Genomic DNA, 7814 nt, shown 5'->3' with positions numbered 1-7814 from the left:
CTATTCTGACTAGCCCCTTGATACTAACGTATCAAGGGGCTTTTCTTTGTCTACAGGAAAATTTTGTATGCCCCTGTAGCAATGACTGTTGATAATTAGATCAGTCATTTCCAAAATACCTGAAAACCTAAATCGACTGTTCTTGTATGTCATCAAAATGATTTGACTTCTATCATTATAGCTGCTAATTTTAAACTATATTTTTATTACAGGTACGTAAAGAATATATTGATCTTTTGTAAATGACTGAACCTCGTATGGTTTAGATTATCTACTTATGCGATCTACTCCTATCCTCACAATTATCAAAAGGAATTGATAATGAAGTTAGCTCCTCTTTTTTCAATTGGCGCTTTAGCCGCTATTAGTCTTTTCGGCTGTTCTAACCAATCTGCTGACACCACTGATGGTTCTTCAGAAACTTCTCGAGAAACCACTGTTTTGCGTTTTTCACATTTTTGGCCAGCAACGTCATCTATTAGTACCGAAGTTTTTGAGCCATGGGCTAAGCAAATAGAGACAGATTCTGATGGCCGCCTAAAAATTGAATTATACCCTTCAGCAGGTCTTGCTAAAGCAGATGTGACTTATGAGTCCGCGACTAAAGGTACGATCGATATCGGTTCACAAGCACATGGTTATACTAATGGTCGTTTCCCTTTGACTCAGATTACTGAGCTGCCAGGACTATCAAATTCAGCCACGCAAATGGGTTGTATGCTGCAAACTCTGTATGACGATGGCACACTTGCTAGTGAGTACGAAGATTCTCATTTGCTATTTATGTATGGTGCTGGGCCTGGCTCGCTTCACACAACAGACAAGCTAATCAGAACGCCTGAAGATATGAAAGGAATGCGTATTCGTCGTCCTTCTGCAGTTGCTGGCGATATTATAGAAAGTGCTGGTGCGTCACCTGTTGGTCTACCCGCAAATGATATGTATACCTCTTTGCAGCGCGGTGTTGTCGATGGTTTGAGCTTCCCTTGGGAGGCAGTAACGGCTTTTAAAATTGATGAAATTACCAAATATCATACTAACATTCCATTTTATAGTTCGGCACTTATGGTTACTATGAATAAGGATAAATATGACAGTTTGCCTGATGACCTAAAACAAGTATTAGATAAAAATTCAGGAATGGCCATGGCCAATAAGGTTGGGGAAGTATTTGATAAGCACGATCAAATGGCCATACAAGCTGCCAAAGATAAAGGGGATGAAATTGTTGAAATCCCTGATCCACTAAACGATCCAGATTGGAAAGGTCCACTCGAAAGAGGAACGCAAAAATATCTGAAAGACGTTAATGCTTTGGGTTTGGATGCTGATAGTGTCTATGAAAAAGCAAAAGCTGTTAGTGCTGCCTGTAAAGTGGTCTAACCCATTGGAGGTGCAACATGACCCTACTAATCAAGCTCAGCGTCCTAATCTCCAGACTGTGCCAGTTTATTGGCGGCATCAGTCTTATTATCATCGTCCTCACCACCATGACTGATGTCGTCGCCCGTTATATCTTCAAACTCACCGGCGGTGAGTTTGGCTTTACCGTTAAAGGTAGTGTAGAGATTGTCTCCTACTTTATGCTATTTGCACTGCTTGCCGCCTTTGCCGCCTTTGTCGAGCGCTCGCAAATCATCGTCGACGTCTTCACCCAGAAGATGCCCCAGTCTATCAAAGGCTACATGATGGGCGTCTTTATGCTGGGCTTCTTTGCTATCGGCATCGTCTTTGCTTGGGGACTTTATGAGAGCGCCATCGACGCCATGGAATTTGGCAAAGTCACCCAAGATTTGCGTATCTCCATGATGCCCATTTATCTCATCAGTGCTTTGTTAAGCGCCTTACTGGCTATCCGTTCACTGATCGAATCCATCAACATCTTTAAAACAGGCGAATTCTTTGACGCCGAGGAGACAGGCGCATGAGTCCAGAAGTTATCGGCGCCATTGGCCTTGTGGTCATGATCTTGCTTGTCGTCATCCGCGTTCCTGTCGCCCTTGCCATGTTGGGTGTAGGATTGGTTGGTTTTGGTGCAGTCACTGCGCCGAGCGGTGCATTGCAAATGCTCAAAGACATCCCCGTTGATGTCTTAGCAAAGTATGACTTTAGCGCGATTCCTTTATTTATCTTAATGGGCGTGTTTGCGACCCATTCTGGTATGGCAGGGAAACTGTTTGAAGCCACTCGAACCATCTTTGGTGGGGTGAGGGGAAGTCTTGGTATTGCAGGTATTGGCTCCTCCGGTATCTTTGCCTCAATCTCAGGGTCTTCTCTCGCTACCGCCTCAACTATGACCAAAGTCGCTCTACCGCAAATGGAGAAGTATGGCTATCAACCCGGTTTTGCCTGCGGTATTTTAGCGGCAGGTGGTACGCTCGGTATCATGATCCCGCCCAGTATTGCTTTACTGGTCTACGCTATCTTAACCCAGCAGTCGGTTGGGGATATGTTTATCGCGGGTTTCTTACCAGGGATGCTCGGCATGGTGATGTACTCCATCACGGTGATGATCATGGTGCGCTGGAAACCGCATTTGGCAAAGCGCGGTGAGAGAACCTCGTGGAAAGCCAAGCTTGTATCATTGACTGGCCTGATACCGTTTAGCTTTATCTTTATCGTGATTATCGCGGGTATCTTCTTTGGGCTATTTACGCCAACAGAAGGGGCAGCCGTCGGTGCCTTTGTCTCTTGGGCTTATGCGTTTGCTAAAGGCATGCGTCTAGATGGGTTAAAGCAGTCATTGGTTGAGACCTTGGCGCTGTCGGCGGTGGTGTTCTTTATGCTGCTAGGTGCAGAGGCTTTGGGTTACTTTATCTCGGTGTCACGCTTGTCTTATACGCTAGCGTCTTGGATTGGTGGCTTAGCCGTCAGTCCGATGCTTGTGCTGATCTGTATTTTGATCATGTACTTCTTGCTGGGTCTATTTATGGATGCGCTCGCGATGCTGGTGATTACGATCCCTGTGGTGTATCCGATCATTTTAGCATTAGGGTTTGATCCGGTCTGGTTCGGTATTATTGCAGTATTGACGGTGGAGTTAGGTTTGATTACGCCGCCAATGGGGATGAATATCTTTGTGATTAAGGCGATGGCGCCGCATATTAAGCTTTCAGATATGTTTCGAGGGGTGGCACCATTTATTGTGTCGGATTTGGTGAGATTGGTTATCTTAGTGATGTTCCCGGCGATCTCATTAGTGCTGTTGGGGTAGTTTGCATCTAAACTCAGACGTATAAAGTCATTGTATTTTGGTGCAGCAGATTTTCTACTCGTTAATAAGCCATATTGCTAATACAGCAGTGTGGCTTTTTTATTGGCTAACATTTTTTCCAAGAATGAAGAGCAGAACATTTTATAAACTCATGATCTGAGACGCTGCATTATGGTAACTTTTCTTAGTATTATAAAGGCTTGTGAATGTAGTAAACTGGTCTGCATTCATTCCTTTGTATAATTTCATAAGTAGAGATAGTCATGGCTGTCGATTTTACTAATACGCTCATTGTTGCGATTTCTGCAACGGCACTTTTTGATTTAACAGAGTCAGAAAATCACTTGCTAGAACTGCTAGATCAAAGACCTGCAAGTGCCATCAAAGAGTTTCGAGACTATATGATAGAGCGTGAGAATGACGCTCTAAATATTGGCGCTGGCTACCCACTGATTAAAGCATTGCTGAATCTAAATGAATATTGTGATGATAACGAGCGTAAGGATTCAGACATTGAAACACCTTTGGTTGAAGTCGTTATCGTCTCAAAAAGTAGTCCAGATACAGGCATTCAAGTACTCAATGCTATTTTAGAGCATGATATCAATATCTCACGCTCAGCATTTATCTCAGGCAGTCCTGTGGCGCCTTATATTAAAGACTTCAATGTCGATCTGTTTTTGACCACCAATCGTGAAGATGCGCAGCAAGTGGCGGATGCCAATATTTGTGCTTGTGCCATATTAGACGCAACCCCTGTCAATACCTACGAGTTAGATACTGATCAGCTACGTATTGCGTTTGATGGGGATGCGGTGTTGTTTGATGATTCGGGTGAGTTACTCTATAAGCAAAAAGGGCTACGAGCTTTTCATGATCGTGAAGTAAAAATGCGTGATTTACCAATTGAAAAAGGCCCTTATGCTGAGCTATTGATTAAACTGTCAAACTTACAGGAACGTTTACCGGCTGGTTTACAGTATTCTCCAATCAAAATTGCGCTTGTGACCGCTCGTAATGCACCTGCTGATTTGCGCGCTATTAAAACGTTACGAGAGTGGGGCGTAAATGTCGATATGGCGTTTTTTTTAGGAGGGCTGGAAAAAACAGCCGTGCTTAGAACGTTTGCACCACATATATTCTTTGATGATTCCATCAAGCATATCGATGCCGCACGTCGATTTATACCTACGGCCTTGGTTCCTTATCGTTCAACGTCGTTACTGCACGGTGATAGCTATCTAACTACTGATAAAGATGCAACATTATTGTCATTCAAGCCTGCTGTGCGCCCACTATTTGCAGTAAATCATTGAAGCATATACAGATAAGCGAAATTTAAACAATAGGATGGTATATGAATTGGCAGCAATTGCTCAACTTGATTGTGGCGCGAATAAAGCAGGTTGTTGGTTTATACGCTTTTGTACTTATACCGATGTGGGGTATGTTTTTCTTAAATGAAGTGGCGCTATTTGGACTGTGGAATATCTTTGGGATTGTACCGCGCGCGTTAGATGTGGGCAGTATGATCGGAGTATTCGCCTCATGGACGATGCATGGCAATTTGTCACATCTAATTGGCAACACGGTGACGCTATTACAAATTTTGTTTTTGTTCGGATTATTTGAGAAAAATGCCTATCGCACGATTATCAAGTTGGTCATCGCTTCAGGATTGGTTACTTGGGTGATTGGGTCGCCATCTTCTATTCATATTGGTGCGTCAGGACTGTGTTTTGCGATGTTTGGTTATATGATAGGCGGCGCTATTTTTGCTCGGCGTTGGGGTTATCTGATTGCTTGTATTGTCATGGGCACTGGCTATTGGCTAACCATTAAGCAAGGACTGATGCCGCAACAAGGAATCTCGTTTGCAGCACATTTTGGTGGTTTGTGTGCTGGGCTATTGCTAGGAGCCAATTCAAAACATACTTATTCAGCAACGGCTCAGCGTTATTGATTTAATAGTTCGTCTTTTGGCAATTTTTATATAACCACTTTTTATGCAGTTACTATATCTATGATTGTTGTCATATCAGGTATTTTGGTTAGTACAGATACTGATAAACAATGGGTCATCTGTTGCTAGCTTATACCATGCGGTGGTTTGCTTGACATGCTCATCAATCGTGAGCTTACTACCTTTTTCTGGTATGACATAATCTGCACGTGCAGGCGCATTGCAATCGATAACCTGTGCAACTTTTTCGACACTTCTTCGTCTTTCAAATAAGTATAAATTGACTAAATGCACATCTGGATTGTCTATTTGTACGCTAGCATTACCGATATCTGCCGCGATAAAACGTAATATTTGTGGCTTGGCATAAGACCATGGGCGGAACCATTGCGTACTTTTTGCTACTTTGACAACTTCTACGCCTTCTGGCAACTCTCGCACTTGTTGACCATACCAGCTATATTCTTGGTTTATTTGAAAGGCAAAAATACCAATCGCCGCAAACAAGGGGATTAGCCATTTAGGGGCACGTTTGCCTGCCAATTTGCTGAAGTGAGTTATGATTAGTGCTAGTCCAGCCATCCCGAACGCTGCCGCCATTGTGGCGATAAACTCAAAAAGCATAAAATATTCCTTAATGGGGTATGTGTATTCAATCAAGCTGAATTAATTACATTTTATTATAAGTATAAAATAAAAAATCACTCACAAGCAGCTGCTGCCTGTGAGTGATATATAGTAACAGAAGATATATCCTCAACTGTGAGCTTAGTGGTCGATTGCACCGCCCGCGCCACGTGGAGAACGTACGCTCTCAACCAGCTCTTGAATATGCGTTGGTGGTGGAGCAGTCGCATAAGATACCGCGAATGCCACAATGAAGTTAAGTAAGGCACCAACCGCACCAAAAGATAGCGGTGAGATACCAAATAACCAGTACTCTTCAGTATCAGGGAAATTCGCAGTACCACTGATAAAGAACCAACCCTTGAAGACAAAGATATATACTAGGATAGTAATCAAGCCTGTCAACATCCCGGCGATAGCGCCTAGGTTGTTAATACGCTTAGAGAAAATCCCCATCATTAGGGCAGGGAACAGGGAAGCGCCTGCAATACCGAAGGCCAATGCAACGACCTGTGCGGCAAATCCTGGTGGATTAATACCCAGATAAGTCGCTACTACGATTGCAACACCCATTGTAATACGAGCATATTTGAGCTCTTGTTTATCAGTGATGTTTGGGTTTAGGTTACGTTTGATCAAGTCATGGCTAATCGCTGAGGAAATCGCAAGTAGTAGACCCGCTGCTGTTGATAGCGCTGCTGCCAAACCACCTGCAGCGATAAGACCAATAACCCATGATGGAAGATTGGCAATTTCTGGGTTAGCGAGTACTAAGATGTCATTGTTCACATCCAGCTCGTTACCTGCCCATCCAGCATTGGCAAAACGACCATCCATTTCTGCATCATGTGCAATGCGAGCTGTTTCTACCGCTGCGGTAGCTGCAGCAACATCGCCACCATCCGCTTCAGCGGTGTTAAGCGCTACTTGAGCGGCACCAAGTCCACTGTCGTTATACAGCTGGATACGACCATCATTGTTTAGATCGTTATACTTGATAAGCCCTGTGTCTTCCCATGTTGCCATCCAGTCTGGACGTTGATCATACTCTAAAGGTGCTTCTGCAACCCCTTGTGGATAGACCGTATCAATGAGGTTGAGACGAGCCATCGCACCTACCGCTGGCGCAGTAAAGTACAGTAGCGAGATGAATACTAGTGTCCAACCCGCTGTCCAACGTGCATCGGCCACTTTAGGAACGGTGAAAAAGCGAATGATCACGTGTGGTAGGCCAGCTGTACCAATCATCAGTGATAGCGTAAATAGCACCATGTTTAGCTTGTTAGGCACATCCGCCGTATAAGAGGCAAATCCTAAGTCAGTCACGACTTGGTTAAGCTTAGTCAAAATAGGAACGCCAGATTCGATGTGGTTTGAGAACAAACCAAGACCAGGAATTGGGTTACCTGTTAATTCAAGTGAGATAAACACAGCAGGAATGGTATACGCGACCATCAATACGACATATTGCGCAACCTGCGTATATGTAATCCCTTTCATACCACCTAACACCGCATAGAAGAATACAACGACAGCCGCAATGAGCAGACCCGTTGTGTTTTCAACTTCTAAGAAGCGTGAGAATGCAACGCCAGCACCAGTCATCTGACCGATAACATAGGTAGTCGAGGCGATAATCAAACAAACCACAGCAATCATGGCTGCTGTTTTGGAATAAAAACGGTCACCAATAAAATCAGGAACCGTGAACTTACCAAATTTACGTAGGTAAGGTGCTAAAAGCATAGCAAGTAGAACGTAACCGCCTGTCCAGCCCATGAGGTAGGTGGAGGCGCCATAACCACTAGCAGCAATAAGGCCTGCCATTGAGATAAATGACGCGGCACTCATCCAGTCAGCAGCGGTTGCCATACCGTTGACGACCGGATGCACTCCGCCGCCCGCAACATAGAATTCGCTGGTTGAACCAGCACGTGCCCAAATCGCAATCCCGAAATAAAGCGCGAAAGATAGACCTACAAAAATAATATTAATCGCAAATTGACTCAT

Annotated in this window: 7 protein-coding genes; 5 read left to right on the top strand and 2 right to left on the bottom strand. The window is 44.0% G+C overall.

Going from position 1 to position 7814, the window contains the following annotated elements; translation table 11 throughout:
• Positions 1-321 precede the first annotated feature (321 nt).
• From I3255_RS12175 to I3255_RS12155, 5 genes are all read left to right on the top strand, one after another.
• Complete coding sequence (locus I3255_RS12175) at positions 322-1383, top strand: TRAP transporter substrate-binding protein (RefSeq protein ID WP_238039053.1); 1062 nt, start codon at positions 322-324, stop codon at positions 1381-1383.
• A 17-nt stretch (positions 1384-1400) separates the two neighbouring features.
• Positions 1401-1928 carry a TRAP transporter small permease subunit gene (locus I3255_RS12170; protein WP_238039052.1) on the top strand — a complete coding sequence of 176 codons (528 nt, stop codon included), beginning with the start codon at positions 1401-1403 and terminating at the stop codon, positions 1926-1928.
• Positions 1925-3214 (top strand): TRAP transporter large permease, encoded by a 1290-nt coding sequence (locus I3255_RS12165; protein WP_238039051.1) that lies wholly within the window; start codon positions 1925-1927, stop codon positions 3212-3214. The genes I3255_RS12170 and I3255_RS12165 overlap by 4 nt, the downstream gene beginning before the upstream one ends.
• Positions 3215-3477: 263 nt before the next feature.
• Positions 3478-4530 (top strand): 5'-nucleotidase, encoded by a 1053-nt coding sequence (locus tag I3255_RS12160; protein ID WP_238039050.1) that lies wholly within the window; start codon positions 3478-3480, stop codon positions 4528-4530.
• A 41-nt stretch (positions 4531-4571) separates the two neighbouring features.
• Positions 4572-5177, top strand: a complete 606-nt coding sequence (locus I3255_RS12155; RefSeq protein ID WP_238039049.1) for a rhomboid family intramembrane serine protease — start codon at positions 4572-4574, stop codon at positions 5175-5177.
• A gap of 75 nt (positions 5178-5252) precedes the next feature.
• Here I3255_RS12155 and I3255_RS12150 read toward each other — a convergent pair whose 3' ends face one another.
• Positions 5253-5801: a hypothetical protein gene (locus tag I3255_RS12150; protein ID WP_238039048.1), complete on the bottom strand. Its 549-nt coding sequence runs from the start codon at positions 5799-5801 to the stop codon at positions 5253-5255.
• A gap of 144 nt (positions 5802-5945) precedes the next feature.
• Positions 5946-7814, bottom strand: coding sequence for a sodium:solute symporter family protein (locus I3255_RS12145; protein WP_238039047.1), 1869 nt, complete (start codon positions 7812-7814; stop codon positions 5946-5948).

It is taken from the genome of Psychrobacter sp. Ps6 (genome assembly GCF_022129235.1).
Classification (GTDB): domain Bacteria; phylum Pseudomonadota; class Gammaproteobacteria; order Pseudomonadales; family Moraxellaceae; genus Psychrobacter.
Note: the sequence above shows the minus strand (reverse complement) of the source record. Positions and strands in the feature narration are given on the sequence as shown.

Coding starts and splice junctions, on each gene's coding strand:
- I3255_RS12175 (WP_238039053.1), top strand. CDS start 322: ATGAAGTTAGCTCCTCTTTTTTCAATTGGCGCTTTAGCCGCTATTAGT.
- I3255_RS12170 (WP_238039052.1), top strand. CDS start 1,401: ATGACCCTACTAATCAAGCTCAGCGTCCTAATCTCCAGACTGTGCCAG.
- I3255_RS12165 (WP_238039051.1), top strand. CDS start 1,925: ATGAGTCCAGAAGTTATCGGCGCCATTGGCCTTGTGGTCATGATCTTG.
- I3255_RS12160 (WP_238039050.1), top strand. CDS start 3,478: ATGGCTGTCGATTTTACTAATACGCTCATTGTTGCGATTTCTGCAACG.
- I3255_RS12155 (WP_238039049.1), top strand. CDS start 4,572: ATGAATTGGCAGCAATTGCTCAACTTGATTGTGGCGCGAATAAAGCAG.
- I3255_RS12150 (WP_238039048.1), bottom strand. CDS start 5,801: ATGCTTTTTGAGTTTATCGCCACAATGGCGGCAGCGTTCGGGATGGCT.
- I3255_RS12145 (WP_238039047.1), bottom strand. CDS start 7,814: ATGAGTCAATTTGCGATTAATATTATTTTTGTAGGTCTATCTTTCGCG.